Genomic DNA, 17,056 nt, shown 5'->3' with positions numbered 1-17,056 from the left:
CAAATCAGTGCCGTCGCGGCGAGAACCAGCCCTCGTCCGTGTGCTGGACCGACCCCGCCACCGCCAGAACCGCCAAGGTCTGTTCGATCCGATCCGTCTTGCGGCGACCGATCCGCCCGTCGAAGCGACGCGCCAGCTCCAGCGGCTGCAGCGGCCGCCCTTCGCGACGCAGCTCTTCCAGCAACACGCCCGCCAAGATCGCAGGCGCATCAGGCAACGGCGCTCGTGTTCTCATCCTGTCCAACGGCGCCTCGATCTGCACGGCGCGTGCAGACGACTTGATCCGTCCCGCTTGATAGCTCGGTCGCAGGAAACGGATCTTGCCCTTCTCCTCCTGTACTCGCCGCGCACGGTTCAGTTCCAGCAGGGCGCTGAGCGTCGCTTGATCCGTCATGCCGTCGCGCCAGCCGTAAGCCGACGCGACCTGCTGATCCAGCCGTTCGTGCAGATGATGCAGCAAGCCGATCTGACCGCGATCATAGAGATCGCGCTCGCTCACGGTCAGTTCGCCGCCTTCCTGAAGGCGACGCCGGATATTGTAGAGCCCGGTCATCGTCAGATCCGCGTGCTGGCTCAGAACATGACGGCGACGGTCATCGATCTCTTCGGCCAGAACGCCGATCTCCTCGCCTGCGGCGCTGTTCAGATCCGGAAAGGGAAAGGCGTCGAAGCAGGCCTTCTTGTTATAGACGGGCCGATCCTCCAGCCGCCCGCCGCGCGCCAGCGCCCAAACCCCATGCATATGCGACGACAGCACGCCCAGGATGCGCGGATCATCCGAGGCGACGGCGATCAGGGCGTTGTCCGGCAGGATGTCCGCGTCCAGAAAACGGAACCACCGGTGCTTGGCCGTCTCCACCGTGGCGATATAGCGGGACAGCCCCTCCAACGCCGGGCGGAACTCGCTGCGCGGCTCGCCGAACACCCACCAGTTGTCACGATAGGTCTCGCGATTATTGCGGTCGCGTTCAGGCTTCACCGCCTCCAACAGGTGTTGAAAAACGGCGGGATGGCTGCGGCGCGCCTCTTCCTCGCTCCAGCCGAACAGGTCGATCACCTTCACGCCGCGCGGTCGTGACGCCAGATCGCGTCCGTTGCGGTAAGCGCGGATCGGATTTTCCGCCTCGTCATTGGACGCCGCCAGCAACTGCTCCGCCCGTTCCGGCGACACCATGAAGCCCGCACCATGCAGCTTCACCCCCGGCGAGCACAGCAGCGCATTGGCCTTGAGCGGCTGCGCCTCGGTGATGGGAAGACCGATGTTCAGGCCCGGCCCGATATCGCCGCGCTGTTCGCAAAAGAGGATCTCCGGCGTCTCGCCGTCGCCCATAGACTCATCGACCACCGTCAGCAGGCGGCCCTGACCATTCGGCTCGCCGCGCTCGGCCACGGTCATGGCGATGCGCACGTCGGCGCGGTCGGCGCCCTTGATCCACGGATGGTCTGGGATCGCGAAGGTCAGACGCATCGACGGCGCGCCGTTCAGATGATGCTCCAGCACGCGCCGGGAAAAGGTCTGGGTGATCGAGTTGGTGGTGATGAAGCCGAACCGTCTCAGCACGCTGTTCTTAGCCGTCAGGATCTCCGCCGCACGGTCCCACCAGGCCGTGACCAGGTCCGCCGAGCGGAACCGCCCCTGTCGCACCCGCCACAGAGCGTCGACATAGCCGTCGCCCAGTTCGCCGCGCACGTCCTTGCCCCCGATGAAGGGCGGATTGCCGATGATGAAGTGCGCCATCGGCCAGACCGTAGGGCGCGGATCAATATATCGCGTAACTTCTCTCTCCTCGTGCGCCACAACCGCCGAGAGACCGCCGCCTCGGCTCAATACCCGCGCGTGGGTAAGCGGCCGCCCCTGTTCGTCGCGCACCAGTTCTTCGCGCGTCCACGTCAGCAGCGCGTCCATATGTTTGATGCAGTTGAAGTTTCGTAGGATCGGCTCGGTCGGCTTGGCGTCGCCAGCGTTCCTGAAATGCCATTGCAGATAGCCGATCCACATCACCATCTCCGCGATCCAGGCGGCGTGGACGTTCTTCTCCAGCCCCCAGAACTGCTCGGGGCTGACGGTATGCCCCTCCAGGCCGAGCGCAGTTTGGGCGTCGCCCAGATCGGTCAGGGCGGTCAGAACCTCGCTCTCGAGATCCTTCATCATGTCCATGGCCACATAGAGGAAGTTGCCGGTGCCGCAGGCGGGGTCCAGCACCCGCGTCGCACAAAGCTCGCGATGGAAATCGCGCATGATGCGGCGCGCCCGCACGACGTCGCCGCTGGCGTAGTGGCCGACCGCCAAGCCTGCGACCGCTTCCCACTCGGCGCGAAGCGGCTCCATGATCGTCGCCTCGACCAGCCGCCGCACATAGGCCTTGGGCGTATAGTGGGCGCCGAGTTCTCCGCGCTCCGTCGGGTCCAGCGCCTGCTCCAGCAAGGCGCCGAAGATCGCCGGCTCGACCGAAGCCCAGTCGCGCTGGGCGGCGGCGATCAGCGCCTCCAGCTCCGCCTCCGTCACCGGCACGGCCGCCTCTTCCTTGAACAGACCCCCGTTAAAACGGCGCAGATCCTGGCGAACCGCTGAGCAATGTCCGCCGCTGTCCATGCGGCGAAAGAAGTCCGCCGCGCTGACATGAAAGCGATCCGCCATTCCGCGATAGCTTTCCAGCAGGCGCAGAAATCCCCGGTCGTCGATCAGTCCCACGCTGTCGGCGAACATGGCGAAAATGCACTGCATGACGAACAGCGAAGTGCGCTTGTCCCATGCCGCCCGCGTCACGACATCGACGCAACCGCTGGAATCGGTCGGCGCCCGCTTGCGGATCGAGCGCACCAACCAGGCCAGCCGCTCGGCGATGTCGCTGGTCACGGCCGCCACATGGTTCGCCGGGTTCAGACTCATCGGCTCTTCCCACACCCGGCGCAGACGCTCCCGCACCGTCGGATCACGCAAGTCGTCCATGGAGATGCGGCAGCGCGCCAGATCGGGAAACGGCACATAGCCCTTCCCCTGTCGGTCAAAGTCCGCCCACAGGTGGATGGAGCGCCCGACGTCCACGACAACGATGAAGGGCGGCCATTCGTCCAGAGCCTTGGCGTAGGTCTCGGCCTGACGCTTGGCGTCCAGCATCAGCCGCTCGATTGCGCCCGCATCGCCCTTCGGCGGCTTGCGCCCGCGCCCGTTGAACAGGGCCAGATGCCGCTGCGGGTCCAATTCGCCGCCGGGCGCCCGCTTCTGCGACTGCTTGGCCTCCAGCACGAAGGCGCCGCGCCGATAGCAGTCGATGAATCCCCGGTGCGCGCCGCCGTCGTGAAAGCGGAACTCCACCCGCCGCTCGAAGCAGTAACTGCGATCTCCAGCGATCTCCTGATCCGGCGCCGGTGTTCCGATCAGGGCGCACAACTGGCTGATGAATGTCTGATAGTGCGAACGCTCGCTGATCGTCGCGCCGCTCCAGCGCGTGATGAACGCTTCGACATCCATGGATTGTTCTCCCACCCCTGAGAGAACAATATTAGGTTGAATTTTAGTAAGAACACAACCTTACATTATCGCAGACAACCTGGACGCGACAGGCCTCAGCGCCTGCCCAAATCCTTCAGCACCGCCTGCGCCGCATTGTGTCCTGGCGCGCCCGTCACTCCGCCCCCCGGATGAGCGCCCGATCCGCACAGATAGAGCCCAGGCGCCGGCATCCGGTGATCGGCGTGGCCCAGCACCGGCCGCGCGCTGAACAACTGATCCAGCGTCAGCCGCCCATGGAAGATGTCGCCGCCGATCAGGCCGAAGCGTCGCTCCAAGTCGCGCGGTCCCAGCGCCAGCCGCCCGACCACGGAGGCCTTGAATCCCGGCGCATGAGCATCGACCGTTTCGATCATCAGGTCGGCCACGGTATCGCGATGCGCGTCCGCCAGATCCGGTGAAACGTGTTGGCAGAACAGGCTGGCGACGTGCTGGCCCGCCGGAGCCAGGCTGTCGTCCAGGGTCGAGGGGATCAGCACCTCGACGATCGGCTTTGACGACCAGCCGTTCAGCCGCGCCTCGGCGTGGGCGCGGTCCATATAGGCCAGCGTCGGCGCGATGATGATGCCCGCCGTCAAATGATCGCCTGCGTCCGGCAAGGCGGTGAAGCGCGGCAGTTCGGACAGGGCCACATTCATGCGGAAGGTGCCAGAGCCGGAGACGTAGCGGCTCATCCGCTCGGTGAAGTCCGCCGGGACCACCGCGGGATCGACTAGTCGGTCGAACAGCAGACGCGGGTGCAGGTTGGACACCACGGCGCGGGCGCGGACCACATCGCCCGCCTCGGTCACGGCGCCGACCGCCCTGCGCTTTTCCGTCAGCACCTCGGCGACGGGCGTATCCAGCCGAATGTCGACGCCCTGCTCGGCGCAGGCGGCGGCCATGGCCTGCGTGATGGCGCCCATGCCGCCGATGGCATGGCCCCAGGCGCCCTTCTTGCCGTTTACCTCGCCGAAGACATGGTGCAGCAGGACATAGGCCGAACCGGGCGTATAGGGGCTGGCGTAGTTGCCTACGACGCTGTCGAAACCGAACAGGGCCTTGATCGGATCACTCTCAAACCAGCCGTCCAGCCAGTCGCCCGCCGACTTGGCGAACAGGTCCAGCAGATCGCGTTGCGCCGCCAACCCTAGCCCCGAAACCCGCCGCCCCAGAGACGCGGCCTTCAGAATCTCCGGCATGGCGGCCAGCCAACCACCCTCGACCACGTTCGGCGGCGTGGTCAGGATCAGGTCGCGCAGGATGGCGGCGACCGTCTCCAGCCGCGCCTCATAATCGGGCAGACGCTCAGAATCGCGCACCGAGAACTTGGCGACCTCGGCCTGAGTCCGCCCCTCACCGGTCAGCAGGTAACGCCCGTCGTCAAAGGGCAGGAAGTTGGCCGCCCGGCGCTCCACCACTCGCAAGCCATGGCGGGGCAGCTCCATGTCGGCGATGACGCGCGGGTTCAGCAGGCTGACGGTGTAACTGGCGGTCGAGTTGCGAAAACCGGGATGGAATTCCTCGGTCACCGCCGCCCCGCCGACGACGCCGCGCCGCTCCAGCACCGTGACCTTCAGGCCGGCCCGCGCGAGATAGAAGGCGCAGACCAGTCCGTTGTGCCCGCCGCCCAGGATGACGACGTCCGTTTCCGTCTGCGCCATGGCGCTCCCTCCCGCTTGAGGGAGCAACGCTAGTCCTAGGCTGCGCGTCCCGCCAGATAGCGACGATTCAGCAGCGGCTTGCCCAGCCAATAGGCCAGCTCCGCCGGACGACTGATGTCCCAGACGGCTAGGTCGGCGGCCTTGCCCGCCTCAAGCGTGCCGATCTCGTCCTGCAGGCCCAGCGCACGGGCCGCGTTGCGCGTGGCGCCCGCTAGCGCCTCTTCCGGCGTCAGGCGGAACTGGACGCAGGCCAGGTTGATCGCCGCCGTCATCGAGGCGACCGGCGAGGTGCCGGGATTGCAGTCCGTCGCCACCGCCATCCGCGCGCCGTGCTGGCGCAGCAGGGCGATCGGCGGCGCCTGCGTCTCGCGCAGCATCAGGAAGGCGCCGGGCAGCAGCACCGCCACCACGCCCGCCTCTGCCATCGCCTTCACGCCCGCCTCGGTCGTGTGCTCGATATGGTCGGCCGACAGCGCCTGATAGCGCGCGGCCAGCGCCGCCCCGCCGCCATCCGACAACTGGTCGGCGTGCAGCTTGACCGGCAAGCCCAATTCCTCAGCCTTGTCGAACAGGCGGCTGACCTCCTCGACCGAGAAGGCGATGGGCTCGCAATAGGCGTCCACGGCGTCGACCAGCCCCTCGGCGTGGGCGGCGGGCAGAATTTCGTCCACAGCCTTGTCCACATAGACGGCGCGGTCGGCCTTATGCTCCGGCGGGACGGCGTGCAGGCCCAGATAAGAGGTGCGGACCCGCACCCCGGCCTCGCGCCCGATGCGGCGGGCGACGCGCAGCATCTTCAGCTCGCTGTCGTGGTCCAGGCCATAGCCGGACTTGATCTCGACCGTGGTGACGCCGGTGGCCTTCAGCCCCTCCAGCCGCGCCAGGGCCGAGGCGTAGAGCTGATCCTCGCTCTCCTCGCGCGTGGCGCGCACGGACGAAACGATGCCGCCTCCGGCGCGCGCGATCTCTTCATAGGTCGCGCCTTCCAGCCGCTGCTCGAACTCGCCCGAGCGGTCGCCGCCGAAGACCAAATGGGTGTGGCAGTCCACCAGCCCCGGCGTGACCCAGCGCCCGCCCAGACGGTCGGTTTCCACAGCCTTGTGCACAGGCAGGCCCGCGCGCGGCCCGACCCAGGCGATGCGCCCGTCCTTGATCAGGATGGCGGCGTCCTCGATCGCGCCATAGGGCTCGCCGCCTTCGGTCATGGCGGCGACGTGGCAGTCGGTGATGAGACGGTCGTAAGTCAGTGTCATTCGTCAGTTTCCAGCCTTCCAGCGGCCTGCCTCAAAGCTTCTACCATCTGTGGATCAACGACCTCGGCCGAGGTCAAATGGCTGATCACATACCAACGCCCCCAACGCCAAGGCTCCAAAGGCATGTCGCTAACTCTAATGCGGCGAGCAAAAGCGATCACAACACCCTCCGCAGGCGTCTCACCACAATTGGTACTGACAGTGGCCACGCTTTTCCTAGGCGGAGTAATTCCATGAATGGAAATCACAGGACGGAGTTGGCTCCGAGCTTCCGCTATAGGTTTGGCTCTTGCTAGGAAGACGGCGTCTGCGTCCCTCCACAAGCCCTGCTGAAAGTCCAGATCCTCGGCATAGGTCGTTGCAAAGTACGAGCAGGACCAAGCGGGCGCAGCGCCTAAACATCCCAACAGGAAAACAAAGGTCGCCGCCCAACGTCCTGTCATCGTGCAGCTGCTCCAGCCAGGATTTCACAGAACCAGCGGCCCGCCGTCAGGGAGCCGAGGTCGCCGACTTCCAGCGACGGGTCGTATTCGGTCAGGTCGACGGCGCGGACCTTGGCGTGCGCGCCGATGGCGCGGGCGGCATCGAAGAAGTCGTGCACCGACACCCCGCCCGGCCGCGCGCCGGGGCTGGCGGGCCACTGGCTGCGGTCGATCACGTCGATGTCGAAATCGACGTAGATGACCTCGCACAGGGACGACAGGCGCTCCAGTTCCTCAACCACGACGTTGGCCAGGCCGCGCTGGCGGCACTCGCGGGCGGTGCGGACGCTGATGCCGGCCGCCTCGGCCTTTTCATGCGCCCGGCGGGTGTTGGCGAAGGGGGCGAGGCCGACCTGACTGATCCGGCGGCCGTCCATGCCGTCATCCAGCAGCGCCTGGATCGGGTTGCCGTTGGTCAGGCCCTGGTCCGTGTCGCGCAGGTCGAAATGGGCGTCCAGCGTCAGGACGCCGACACGCTCAAGCCCCAGAGCGTGAACGCCCGGCCGGGTGATGGCGTTGTTGCCGCCGACCAGCATGGTCAGGTCGCGATGGGCCTGCGCCGCCACGGCGTCGCGCACGGGCTCGAAGGCGTCGAACGGCGAGACGGCCTTCAGCGCCACATCGCCAACGTCATGGACCTTGATATCTAACTCCAGACCCGTCTCGACGTCATAGGTCGACAGACGCGGCAGAACCCCACGCAGCACCTTCGGCCCCAGGTCACAACGGCCCGGCGTCAACGACCGCTCGTTCAACGGCGCGCCGATCAGGGCGACGCGGGCGTCGGGATGACGCCCCACCAGATCGCCGACAGAACGCCACCCCAGGGCTTCAGACGGTTGGCTCATGGGTGTCATCCTTTGGTCGGAGAGAAGCGCGCGACCAGATCATAGGCCGCACCGGGGAAAATCTGTGAGGCCCAGGTCACACCCTGGCCGTCGCGCCAGGTGCGGCGCTCCAGCCGCAGGCAGGGCGCGCCGTCGGCCAGACCCAGCCCCGCCGCCGTCTCGCGATCGGCGCCGACGGCCGAGATGCGATGCTCGGCCTCGGTCCAGGGCATGTGGGCCAGCAGCCAGCCGCCTGGCGGCTGCATCGTGAAGTCGGCGGATTCCGCCTCGGGCGCAGCGGACAGAGAGATCAGACGGCGCTCGAAGACGAACGGCAGGCCATCGGCCAGATGCAGGGTCTGCAGCTCGATCACCCGCTCGCCCAGCCCGTCCTCCTCCCCGCTCGCCGGGCGGACGATTCGGCCCAGCAGGCGATGAGAATAGGCCAGGCCCCGGCTCTCGATCTCGCCCTGAATGTCAGGAATGGACACCAGAGCCGAGGAATGCAGCGGCGGGTGGGCCACTACTGTCCCCGCGCGGCGGCGTCGCACCACCAGCCCGCGCGCCGCCAGGTCGGACATGGCGCGCGACACCGTCATGCGGGCGCAGCCGTATTCCGCCGTCAGTTCCGCCTCGGTCGGGATGCGGAACCCCGGCCGCCACTCGCCCGAGGCGATGCGGCGTTCGATGTCGCCCGCGATGCGACGATGAAGCGGCTCCTGATCCATGAAACGAAAATGCCTCTTGCACGCAATATTGTCTAGACATAACAGTACGACCAACACACGACGGCGGCTGACGCCGCATGGAGGATTCGATGGCCACGCCCAATACCCGTATCATTCGTAGCCCGCGTGGGCCGGAAAAGACCGCCAAGACCTGGGCGGCCGAAGCCGCCATGCGGATGCTGATGAACAACCTCGACCCCGAGGTGGCCGAGCGTCCCGAGGATCTGGTCGTCTATGGCGGCATCGGCAAGGCGGCCCGCAACTGGCAGGCTTTCGACGTCATCGTCGACCAACTCAAGAAGCTGGAAGCCGACGAGACCCTGATGGTCCAGTCGGGCAAGCCGGTCGGCGTGTTCCGCACCCATGTCGACGCGCCGCGCGTACTGATCGCCAACTCCAACCTGGTGCCCAAATGGGCGACTTGGGACCATTTCAACGAGCTCGATAAGAAGGGCCTGGCCATGTATGGCCAGATGACCGCCGGTTCGTGGATCTACATCGGCACCCAGGGCATCGTTCAGGGCACCTATGAGACCTTCATGGAAGCCGGTCGCCAGCATTATGGCGGCGACTGGGCGGGCAAGTGGATTCTGACGGCGGGCCTGGGCGGCATGGGCGGCGCCCAGCCTCTGGCCGCGACCATGGCCGGCGCCTCGTGCATCACCATCGAATGCCAGCGGAGCCGCATCGAATTCCGCCTGCGCACCCGCTACGTCGACGTCATGGCCGAGACGCTGGACGAGGCCCTGGCCCTGTTGGAGCAGTCGTTCAAGGACAAGAAACCCTTGTCGATCGGTCTGTTGGGCAATGCGGCTGATCTTTTGCCTGAAATGGTCAAGCGCGGCGTCCGTCCCGATCTGGTGACCGATCAGACCAGCGCCCACGACCCAGTCAACGGCTACCTGCCCTCGGGCTGGACCGTCGCCGAGTGGGAGGAAAAGCGCGTCAGCGACCCGGCCGCCGTCGAAGCCGCTGCGCGCGCGTCGATGGCCACACACGTCAGGGCCATGCTGGACTTCCAGAAGATGGGCGTCCCCACGACCGACTACGGCAACAACATCCGTCAGGTCGCCTTCGATGAGGGCGTCGAGAATGCCTTCGACTTCCCCGGCTTCGTCCCTGCCTATATCCGCCCGCTGTTCTGTCGCGGCATCGGCCCGTTCCGCTGGGCCGCCCTGTCGGGTGATCCCGAGGACATCCGCAAGACGGATGAGGCGATGAAGAAGCTGTTCCCCGACAACGCGGGCCTGCACCGCTGGCTGGACATGGCGGGCGAGCGCATCGCCTTCCAGGGCCTGCCGGCGCGCATCTGCTGGATCGGCCTTGGCGACCGTCATCGCGCGGGCCTGATGTTCAACGAGATGGTGAAATCGGGCGAGCTGAGCGCGCCCATCGTCATCGGCCGCGACCACTTGGACAGTGGCTCCGTCGCCAGCCCGAACCGCGAGACCGAGGCCATGATGGACGGCTCGGACGCCGTGTCCGACTGGCCCCTGCTGAACGCCCTGCTGAACACGGCCTCGGGCGCGTCGTGGGTGTCGCTGCACCACGGCGGCGGGGTCGGCATGGGTTATAGCCAGCACTCGGGCGTCGTCATCGTCGCCGACGGCACGGAAGAAGCCGCCAGACGTCTGGAGCGCGTTCTGTGGAACGACCCGGCCACCGGCGTCATGCGCCACGCCGACGCCGGATATGACATCGCCAGGGACGCCGCGCGCGAACATGGCCTGAACCTGCCCTCGCTGGACCTGTAAGCCTATGACCATCACGATTGAAATCGGCGCCGCGCCGCTCACCCTCGCCCAGCTTCGCGCCACCCTGAGCGGCCCCGTCGCCGTCAGCCTGACCGACGCCGCCTGGGCCAATGTCGAGAAGGGCGCGGCGACCGTCGCCGCGATCCTGGACGAAGGCCGCACGGTCTATGGCATCAATACCGGCTTCGGCCTGCTGGCCAACACCAGCATTGCAGCGCAAGATCTTGAAACCCTTCAGAAGAACCTGGTGCTCAGCCACGCCTGCGGCGTCGGCGCGCCACTGGACGAAAACGTCACCCGCCTGCTGATGGTGCTGAAGATCGCCAGCCTGTCGAAGGGCGCTTCGGGCGTGCGTCGTCACACGCTGGAAACGCTGATCGGCATGGTCAATGCGGGCGTCCTGCCGCTGATCCCGTCCAAGGGTTCGGTCGGCGCCTCAGGCGATCTGGCGCCGCTGGCCCATATGTCGTGCGTCCTGATCGGCGTCGGCGAGGCCCGCTATCAAGGCCAGGCGCTGGACGCCGTTTCGGCGCTGGCCAAGGCCGGGCTGAAGCCGGTCGTGCTCGGCCCCAAGGAAGGCCTGGCCCTGCTGAACGGCACCCAGTGCTCGACGGCGCTGGCCCTGACCGGCCTGTTCGCCGCCGAGGATGTCTTCGCCGCCGCCATCGCTGCAGGCGGTCTGTCGGTCGACGCCCTGCTGGGCTCGGACGCCCCGTTCGACCACCGCATCCACGCCTTGCGCGGCCAGCCGGGTCAGATCGACGTCGCCCGCCGCCTGCGTGAGCTGCTGAGCGGCAGCGCCATCCGCGAAAGCCATCGTCACGACTGCGCCAAGGTGCAGGATCCCTACTCCCTGCGCTGCCAGCCGCAGGTCATGGGCGCGACGCTGGACGTGCTGCGCAACGCCGCCGCCATGCTGGAGCGCGAAGCCAACGCCGTAACCGACAATCCGCTGGTCTTCATCGAGGACGGCGACGTCATCTCGGGCGGAAACTTCCACGCGGAACCCGTTGCTTATGCAGCCGATCAGATCGCCATGGTCCTGTGCGAGATCGGCAATATCTCCGAGCGTCGCACCTCCATCCTGGTCGACCCCAAGATGACCGACCTGCCCGCCTTCCTGGTCAAGGACAGCGGCGTGAACTCGGGCTTCATGATCGCCCAGGTGACGGCGGCGGCCCTGGTGGCTGAGAACCGCATGGTCGCCCATCCCTGCGTCATCGACACCGTGCCGACCAGCGCCAACCAGGAAGACCACGTCTCCATGGCCACCCACGGCGCGCGCCGCCTGCTGGACATGGCCGCCAATACGGCGACCGTGGTGGGCATCGAGCTTCTGGCCGCCGCCCAGGGCATCGAGTTCCGCCGTCCGCTGACCTCGTCCCCGGAACTGGAACAAACCTACGCCATCGTGCGCGAGGCCTGTGCAGCCTATACCGAAGACCGATATTTCGCGCCTGATATCGCCCGTGCGACGGAAGGCGTGCGCGCGGGTCGTTACCGCGCCTTCGCGGGCGATCTTCTGCCTTCGGCTTGAAACCGGACGGCGGTTGAGCGCTTTCGTATCCAGAGCGAACTCAGGACGCCGCCGACCATGAAAAAAAGCGCCGTGATACTGGCATCCGCCGCCCTTGTCCTGACCGGACTGGGCGCGGCGGGCTGGGCCGCCTGGAACTCGACCTCGGCGGCGCATGGCGGGCGGGCGTCCGGTCCGGCCGTCGCCATCGACGTGGTGCCGCCCGTCGAACCCGATCTGCCGGTCGGCTCCATCATGGCTGTTGGGGAGTTGCGGGACGGATACGAGCACGATCCCGAACGGCTCGCCGCCCTGCCCGGCGAGGACGAACCCTATGTCGAAAACGCCTGGCTGGAGTTGACCCCCGACCTGCCGCCGCTGCCCGAACAGGAAGCGTCGCCGACTATCGTCCGCCCCTCGCCGCCTCAGCCCGCGCCACAACTGGAACGAGACGACTACGGCTTCGGCTTCGATACGCCTCAGCCCGACTACGCCGCCGAACGCGAGGCGCGTCAGTCGGCGCTCAATGACCCGCCATCGGAAACGCGCGCTACATCAGACAGCGTCTTCTATTGAAAAAGGCCCCGGTTTCGCCGGGGCCTTTTCCTTGTCAGCGCATCATCGTGACAGAGACGGTGTAGTCGCCTTCCTGCGCCGAGCTGAGGCTGTTAGCGCGGAAGGAATAGGAGCCGGGACGCAGATCCTGTGTGACCATGGCGCTGGTGCCGCCGCCGCTGTCATCGTCGGAGGCCAGGCTGTCGCCGTCGCACTGCGGCCCTTCATGCAGCGAGAGGTAGGCGTCGAACTGCGCCGAATCCATGCGCACCGAAACATTGCCCCCGCGGCTGACGTTCAGCGCGTAGCAGTCGTAGAAGGAGCCGTCGTCGGCCTGACGATCGCTGAACTCCAGACGGCCCTGACGGCTTTCACCGACAGAAATCGGCACGATCTGAGTGGTCGGGCGCAGGCGCTCCCCCTCCGAGACGGTGAGACGGAAAGCGCCGGTCTGACCCTCGCTCAGGGTGTTTGCGCGAATGATCCAGTTTCCGCCGTTGGAGATGAAGCGCAGTTGCGAATCCGTGCCCATGTCCGGGCCGTCGTCGTTCGTCACCGAGGTCTCGTCGCAATCCGTGCCGGCGCCCGCCATCAGGAAGGTGTCGAAGTCCGACGACTGCATGGTCACCGTATAGGCTTGGCCCGCCTGGGTCTGCACCACATAGCAGCGGTAGTGGGACCCGTCGTCCATGCGGGCGTCCTTGCTGCTGAAGTTGCCGGTCACGGTCTGCCCAGGCCGGATGGAGCTCTGAGCCGCGGCGGCGCCGGCCAAGATCAGGGAAGACGCGAGGACCGACGTCATCAACAGGGCGCGCATGGGAATCTCCTTGGGTGCGACGCAAAAACGCAGGGGCGAAATGCCCAGCTTATTTGACAGGAAGCAACGGCACTCGTTTCAACGCCGCTAAATTTGAAGCGTTTACGCAAAAACACACGGTTCTCAGCTGCCTAACGGCGAGCTGAAACTGTTCGATGACCGCCTCGGTCGAGACGGTCGCCGCCTGGATCACGCCCGAAGCCATGCCGACGATGTCGGCGCCCAGGCGAATCGCCTTGGCCGCGTCCACCCCGTCGCGCACGCCGCCCGATCCGATCAGCAGGGCGTCCGGCACGGCGTTGCGCGTTTCGGCCAGGGCGCGCGCAGTCGGCACGCCCCAGTCGGCGAAGGCCAGGGCGTGCGCCTTGTCCGCCGGATCGGTCGCCCGCTCGCCTTCGATCAGGCCCCAGTTGGCGCCGCCGGCCCCCGCCACATCCACGCCCGCCGCGCCCATGGCGATCAGACGCTGGGCGGTGACGGCGGAGATGCCCGCGCCCGTCTCCTTGACGATGACCGGCGCGTCCAGATCGCGGATCAGGGCCTGAAGCGCCGCGCCCACGCCCCACCAGTCGCGGTCGCCTTCCGGCTGGCAGGCCTCCTGAAGCGGATTCAGGTGAACGACCAGGGCGTCAGCGCCGATCATGTCCAGCGCCCGGCGCGCCTCGTCCCGGCCGAAACCACGCGTGAGCTGGGCCGCGCCGATATTGGCCAGGATCGGCGTGTCCGGCGCCTTGAGACGCAGCGAGAAGTCCAGACCGCCCGCCGCACCGCCTTCCAGCGCCGCCCGCTGCGAGCCGACGGCCAGGGCGATGCCCAGATGCTGGGCCGCCTCGGCCAGGCGGGCGTTGATCGCCTCGGCGCGCGCGGGGCCGCCGGTCATGGCGCTGATCAGAAACGGCGCCTTTAACCGTCGCCCCAGAAAGTCGACGCCCAGATCGATGCGCGCATGATCCAGGTCCGGCAGAGCCTCGTGCACGAAGCGCCAGTCATCGAACCCCGCTGACAGGGCGTGACGCCCGCCGCCGGCCAGCACCACGTCAAGGTGCTGGTCTTTCCGACCCAGGATCAGGGCCGAGGCGGCGGCGTCGTCAGGTTCGCTCAGGGCTGCCGCTCCGTGATCAGGACATAGTCGCCTGTCGAGTTGGAGCCGAAGCTGCGGGCGCGCAGCACATAGGAACCGTCACGCGGAGCCGTCCAGTTCAGGCGGGCATGGGTGTCGGACAGGCCGTCGTCGTCCTCTTCCAGCTTGAAGTAGTCGCCGTCCTTCTCCTCGCCGACCTCGACCACGGCGTCGAAGCTGCTGGCGATCAGGGTGAAGCGCAGCTTCTCGTCCGCCTTGGCCTTGAAGTGGTAGGCGTCGTAATAGATTCCTTCGTCGGTGATGCTGGCGCGCTCGGTCAGACGCGCGCGAACGGTCGAGCCGATCAGCAGGCTGCCCGGCGAAGGTTCGCCTCCCAGATCCTGCAGCTCCAGCGCATAAAGACCCTTGGCGTCGCGCGACCATGAGCGTGCGCGCAGCACATATTCGCCCGTTTCCGGCAGGGTGAAGATCAGACGCGCGTCCGTGCCCTGGCCCAGACCGTCGTCGTCGCTGGCGATCTCGCTGAACTCCTCGCCGTTTTCGCCCAGCTGCAGATAGGCGTCGAAGTCGCCGGACCGCATCACGGCCTGAATGCGCTGCCCCTCGGTTCCGCTGAAGACGAAGGCGTCGTACCGGCGTCCGTCATCGTCGGTGGCGTCGCTGTTGGTCAGTTCGCCCTCGACCGTCTGGCCGAATGCGATGGCCGAAGGCGGCGGCGGCGGCGCGATTTCCTCAATGTTCAGCGTATAGGGGCCCTCGCCGCTGGAGAAGGCGCGCGCCTCGATCAGGTAATCGCCGTCCTCGGCCAGGGTGTGGGTCAGCCGGGCGTTCAGGTCGCCGGCGCTGTCGTCGTCAGTCGCCAGGCTGTTGTGGTTGGCGTCGAACAGTTCGAGGTAGGTGTCGAATCCGTCGGCCTTCATGGTGATGGCCACACGCTGACCGGCGCGACCGCTGAAGCGGTACAGGTCGGCCGGAGCGCCGGAATCGCTGGTCGCGCTGTCTGAATTCAAGCGGCCCCGCGTCTCTTCGCCGATCGTCACCGGCGCGGCGGTGGGCGCGGGCGGCCCCTGCTCCATCGACAGGCGGTAATCGCCCTCGGCCGAGCCGTTATAGGAGGTGACGCGGATCAGATACTCGCCCGCCTGCGGCGCCGTGAATACGAGGCGCGCATTGAGGCTGGAGCCGCCGTCGTCGTTCTCGGCCATCTGGACGAAGGCGCCGTTCACGATGCGGCCGACGCGCAGGAAGCTGTCGAAGTCGTCGGACTCCAGGTCGATCTTCACCCGTTCGCCCGCCGAGGCGCGGAAGGCGTAGGCGTCGTAACGCTTGCCGTCGTCATCCTCGGCGCTGTTGGCCCCCAGGCTGCCCGTCTCGTCGCGACCGACAGCGATGCGGCCCGGCCGCGGCATCCGCGGCGCGGCGCGCTCCTTCAGCGACAACTGATAATCGCCGGTCTCAATGCCTGAGAAGGTGCGGGCCCGCACGATATAGACCCCGGCCTCGGGCGCGGTGAACCGAAGGCGCGCGTTCAGGTCGCCCGCGCTGTCGTCGTCGCTGGCCAGCGACTGCCGCAGGGAACCTTCAGCATAGACTTCCAGATAGGCGTCGAAATCGTCCGACGTCATCTGGGCCTCCAGCCGCTGACCGGCGCGCAGGTTCACACGGTAGTCGTCATAGCGATAGCCGTCGCTTCCACGCGTGCGGGCGTCGCCATCTTCCAGCCGACCGCGGATGTCATCCCCCAGCCGGGCGTCAGCCGCCGATTGGGCCCAGGCGGCGCCGGTGGACAGAAGAGCGACAGCACTGACCGCCGCGAGCAGGGAATAACGCATAAAAACCTCTTTGCTGGCGTCATCATAGACGCCGAACCGCAGCGCCTGTAAATCGCGGCAACGCTTTCCAGTTCCCGGCAGATGGAGCCAATTATGGCTGTCGAACCCGCCCGCGCCTCGCTGATCGACGGCAAGGCCTTCTCGCAGACCCTGGTGGAGCGCGTCGCAGCGGCCGCCGCACGGCTGGAATCCGCCCACGGCGTCAAGCCGGGCCTGGCCGTCGTCATCGTCGGCGAAGACCCCGCCAGCCAGCTCTATGTCCGCAACAAGGGCGAGACGACGCTGAAGGCCGGAATGCGGTCGGACACACACCGCCTGCCGGCCGAGACGACTCAAGATGAACTGTTGGCCTTGATCGCGTCGCTGAACGCCGATGCGGGCATCCACGGCATTCTGGTGCAGCTGCCCCTGCCCAAGCACATCGATTCGGCCGCCGTGCTGGACGCCATCTCGCCGGACAAGGACGTTGACGGCTTCCACGTCGTCAACGCCGGACGTCTGGCGGTCGGCCTGCCGGGCATGATCCCCTGCACCCCGCTGGGCAGCCTGATGCTGTTGAAGGATCAGTTGGGCGACCTGTCGGGCCTGAACGCCGTGATCGTCGGCCGCTCCAACATCGTCGGCAAACCGATGGCGCAGCTGCTGCTGGGCGAAAGCTGCACCGTCACCATCGCCCACTCGCGCACGCGCGACCTGCCCGCCCTGTGCCGCACCGCCGACATTCTGGTGGCCGCCGTCGGCCGCCCGGAGATGATCAAGGGCGACTGGATCAAGCCGGGCGCGACCGTCATCGACGTCGGCATCAACCGCGTCCCCTCGCGAGATCCGGTCAAGGCCGCCGAGGGCAAGACCCGCGTGGTCGGCGACGTGGACTTCAACGAGGCGGTCGAGGTCGCCGGCCGCATCACCCCCGTTCCCGGCGGCGTCGGCCCCATGACCATCGCCTGTCTGCTGGCCAACACCTACACCGCCGCCTGCCGCGCGGCGGGCGTCGAGCCGGAAGACCTGAACGGCTGAGATCTGCGTCAAAAATCCAGCCTTGAAGCGGAGCCTTTCG

12 protein-coding genes are annotated in these 17,056 nt (G+C 67.0%); 4 read left to right on the top strand and 8 right to left on the bottom strand.

Translation table 11 applies throughout. The features are described from left to right. Positions 1 to 4: 4 nt before the first annotated feature. The 5 genes from B3D50_RS07520 to B3D50_RS07500 all read right to left on the bottom strand — a co-directional run bounded on the left by B3D50_RS07520 (position 5) and on the right by B3D50_RS07500 (position 8,444). Positions 5 to 3,472, bottom strand: a complete 3,468-nt coding sequence (locus B3D50_RS07520; RefSeq protein ID WP_286950510.1) for a DNA methyltransferase — start codon at positions 3,470 to 3,472, stop codon at positions 5 to 7. A gap of 95 nt (positions 3,473 to 3,567) precedes the next feature. Continuing rightward, positions 3,568 to 5,154, bottom strand: coding sequence for a phytoene desaturase family protein (locus B3D50_RS07515; RefSeq protein ID WP_286950509.1), 1,587 nt, complete (start codon positions 5,152 to 5,154; stop codon positions 3,568 to 3,570). A gap of 35 nt (positions 5,155 to 5,189) precedes the next feature. Beyond that, positions 5,190 to 6,407: an imidazolonepropionase gene (gene hutI, locus B3D50_RS07510; RefSeq protein WP_409516076.1), complete on the bottom strand. Its 1,218-nt coding sequence runs from the start codon at positions 6,405 to 6,407 to the stop codon at positions 5,190 to 5,192. A gap of 439 nt (positions 6,408 to 6,846) precedes the next feature. Continuing rightward, entirely contained in the window at positions 6,847 to 7,737 is an 891-nt protein-coding gene (locus B3D50_RS07505; protein WP_286950508.1) for an agmatinase family protein, read from the bottom strand. Positions 7,738 to 7,742: 5 nt separating this feature from the next. Next, positions 7,743 to 8,444, bottom strand: a complete 702-nt coding sequence (locus tag B3D50_RS07500; RefSeq protein WP_286950506.1) for a UTRA domain-containing protein — start codon at positions 8,442 to 8,444, stop codon at positions 7,743 to 7,745. An 89-nt stretch (positions 8,445 to 8,533) separates the two neighbouring features. On the opposite strand from B3D50_RS07500, the gene hutU reads away from it, so the two are divergent. From hutU to B3D50_RS07485, 3 genes are all read left to right on the top strand, one after another. After that, positions 8,534 to 10,198 (top strand): urocanate hydratase, encoded by a 1,665-nt coding sequence (hutU, locus tag B3D50_RS07495; RefSeq protein WP_286950504.1) that lies wholly within the window; start codon positions 8,534 to 8,536, stop codon positions 10,196 to 10,198. Positions 10,199 to 10,202: 4 nt separating this feature from the next. Beyond that, positions 10,203 to 11,735 carry a histidine ammonia-lyase gene (gene hutH, locus B3D50_RS07490; protein ID WP_286950503.1) on the top strand — a complete coding sequence of 511 codons (1,533 nt, stop codon included), beginning with the start codon at positions 10,203 to 10,205 and terminating at the stop codon, positions 11,733 to 11,735. 72 nt (positions 11,736 to 11,807) lie between these two features. Continuing rightward, the gene (locus B3D50_RS07485; RefSeq protein WP_286950501.1) at positions 11,808 to 12,290 is read left to right on the top strand and encodes a hypothetical protein; all 483 of its coding nucleotides are present in this window, start codon (positions 11,808 to 11,810) and stop codon (positions 12,288 to 12,290) included. A 34-nt stretch (positions 12,291 to 12,324) separates the two neighbouring features. Here B3D50_RS07485 and B3D50_RS07480 read toward each other — a convergent pair whose 3' ends face one another. Genes B3D50_RS07480 through B3D50_RS07470 form a run of 3 tightly spaced genes read right to left on the bottom strand, consistent with a single transcriptional unit; the run spans position 12,325 to position 15,999 of the window. Beyond that, positions 12,325 to 13,086 (bottom strand): peptidase, encoded by a 762-nt coding sequence (locus B3D50_RS07480; RefSeq protein ID WP_286950499.1) that lies wholly within the window; start codon positions 13,084 to 13,086, stop codon positions 12,325 to 12,327. A 49-nt stretch (positions 13,087 to 13,135) separates the two neighbouring features. Beyond that, positions 13,136 to 14,149 (bottom strand): type 2 isopentenyl-diphosphate Delta-isomerase, encoded by a 1,014-nt coding sequence (gene fni / locus B3D50_RS07475; protein ID WP_286951124.1) that lies wholly within the window; start codon positions 14,147 to 14,149, stop codon positions 13,136 to 13,138. Positions 14,150 to 14,184: 35 nt separating this feature from the next. Further along, complete coding sequence (locus B3D50_RS07470) at positions 14,185 to 15,999, bottom strand: PPC domain-containing protein (protein ID WP_286950497.1); 1,815 nt, start codon at positions 15,997 to 15,999, stop codon at positions 14,185 to 14,187. 93 nt (positions 16,000 to 16,092) lie between these two features. Here B3D50_RS07470 and folD point away from each other — a divergent pair, with 93 nt between their 5' ends. After that, positions 16,093 to 17,016, top strand: coding sequence for a bifunctional methylenetetrahydrofolate dehydrogenase/methenyltetrahydrofolate cyclohydrolase FolD (gene folD, locus B3D50_RS07465; RefSeq protein WP_269298253.1), 924 nt, complete (start codon positions 16,093 to 16,095; stop codon positions 17,014 to 17,016). The last annotated feature ends 40 nt before the right edge of the window (positions 17,017 to 17,056 follow it).

This window comes from Brevundimonas sp. UBA7507, assembly GCF_002478355.1.
In the GTDB taxonomy this organism is placed as follows: Bacteria; Pseudomonadota; Alphaproteobacteria; order Caulobacterales; family Caulobacteraceae; genus Brevundimonas; species Brevundimonas diminuta_D.
The sequence above is the reverse complement of the archived record's forward strand: the minus strand, read 5'-3'. Positions and strand labels throughout refer to the sequence as shown.